At 71.4% G+C, this 1,767-nt stretch carries 3 protein-coding genes; all 3 read left to right on the forward strand.

Annotated elements, in window-relative coordinates; translation table 11 throughout:
* Nucleotides 1-206 (forward strand): hypothetical protein (locus tag AC2W7C_RS17435; protein WP_486002499.1); only part of this gene is annotated, 206 nt, incomplete at its 5' end.
* Entirely contained in the window at nucleotides 206-1,435 is a 1,230-nt protein-coding gene (locus AC2W7C_RS17440) for an exopolysaccharide biosynthesis polyprenyl glycosylphosphotransferase (protein ID WP_486002500.1), read from the forward strand. The genes AC2W7C_RS17435 and AC2W7C_RS17440, both read left to right, overlap by 1 nt.
* A gap of 13 nt (nucleotides 1,436-1,448) precedes the next feature.
* Nucleotides 1,449-1,767 (forward strand): oligosaccharide flippase family protein (locus AC2W7C_RS17445; protein WP_486002501.1); only part of this gene is annotated, 319 nt, incomplete at its 3' end.

Raw genomic sequence — 1,767 nt, forward strand, 5'->3', positions numbered from 1 at the left:
CCCCCTTCCGCCCGAACGTCTGGCTGAACGCCCGCCAGGCGGCACGCCTCGCGCCTGGCCGCCACTATTTCCGCGCCTTCGACGTCCTGGCGGTCGTGACCATCACCCTACTGTGCGCCTGGGCGCGTCGCCGGGTCCGCTGGCGCACGCCGAACTGTCCCGCGCCGCGCCCTTCGCCCTGGGCGCCTTCGCCATCCTGGCGCTGATGCGCTCGCTGGGCCGCTACCGCTTCTCGCGGGGACAGAGCCAGGCGCGCCATCTCGCCTCGGTGGCCGCCATCGTCGCCACGGGCGCCGCCGTCGCCCTGATCTCGGGCGGGCTGCTGCGCGGCCCCGACGCCCAATGGTCCGCCTGGCTGGTCTGGGCCGGCCTGGTTCTGATCACCCTGAACGCCCTGCACATGGGCTGGAGCGACCTGGTCGCGCGCTGGCGGGTCACGGGCGCGCTGACGCCCAACATCGTTCTGGTGGGGGCCACCCGTCACGCCGAGAGCCTGATCCGCGAGGCGCTGAAGCGCCGCGACCTGAACGTGCTGGGCATCTTCGACGACCGCTTGGCCCGCAGCCCGCGCGCCATCGAGGGCGTGCCGGTGCTGGGCACGGCCGACGACCTGCTGACCCACAAGATGACGCCCTATGTCGACAGCGTCGTCCTGGCCATCGACCCCAAGGCCGAGGCCCGTGTCCGCGAGTTGAACGCCCGGCTGCGCACCCTGCCCAACGAGGTCACCCTGCTGGTCGAGCCGAACGGCGCGGCCGAGACCGTCTCCGCCCTGGACCGCCTGGCCGCCGCCCCCCTGGCCGACATCCAGGGCCCGGTCGACGCCGACCGCCGCGCCTTCAACAAACGGCTGCAGGATCTCGTCGTCGGCTTGACCGCCCTGGTCCTTCTGGCCCCCGTCATGGGCCTGATCGCCTTGGCCATCCGCATGGACAGCCCGGGCCCGATCTTCTTCCGGCAGCGCCGCCACGGCTTCAACCAGGAAGAGATCGTCGTCTGGAAGTTCCGCTCCATGCGCCAGGATGCAGCCGACGCCACGGCCAGCCGCCAGGTGACCCATGACGACGACCGCGTCACCAAGGTGGGCAAGTTCATCCGCAAGACCAGCCTGGACGAACTGCCCCAGTTGCTGAACGTCATCGCCGGCGAGATGTCGCTGGTCGGCCCCCGCCCCCACGCCATCGGCATGAAGACGGGCCACGTCGAGTCCGCCCGCCTGGTCGCTGAGTACGCCCATCGCCACCGCATCAAGCCCGGCATGACTGGCTGGGCGGCCGTCAACGGCTCGCGCGGCCCGCTGCACACCGCCCAGGACGTACGCCGCCGGGTGCAGCTGGACATCGACTACGTCGAGCGCCAGAGCCTGTGGATGGATCTGTGGATCATGGCCGTCACCGTCCCCGTCCTGCTGGGCGACCGGGCGGCGATCCGCTGACCCGGAGCCGCTGATGTTCTGGAAGGGCGTCTGGGGCTATCTGCCCGCCAACATCGTCCAGGGCGTGGTCGGTTTCCTGACCATCGTCCTGTTCACCCGCCTGCTCAGCCCCGAGGACTTCGGCCGCTACGCCCTGGCCTTCTCGGTCATGACCCTGGCCCATGTGGCGGTGTTCAGCTGGCTTGAGGCCGCCATGGCCCGCTTCTGGGCCGCCGAGACGCCGGGCCCCGGCATGGCCGGCCACTTCGCCAGCCTGTACCGCGCCGCCTTCGGCCTGAGCGGCCTGTTCGTGGTGCGTCGCGGCGGTCGCGCTGTGGCTGCTGCGGCGATCC

This window comes from Brevundimonas sp. CURTG3B2_SDJG, assembly GCF_057364705.1.

Excerpts from the sequence above, each read along its gene's own strand:
- AC2W7C_RS17440 (WP_486002500.1), top strand. The coding sequence starts at position 206 with ATGCGCTCGCTGGGCCGCTACCGCTTCTCGCGGGGACAGAGCCAGGCG.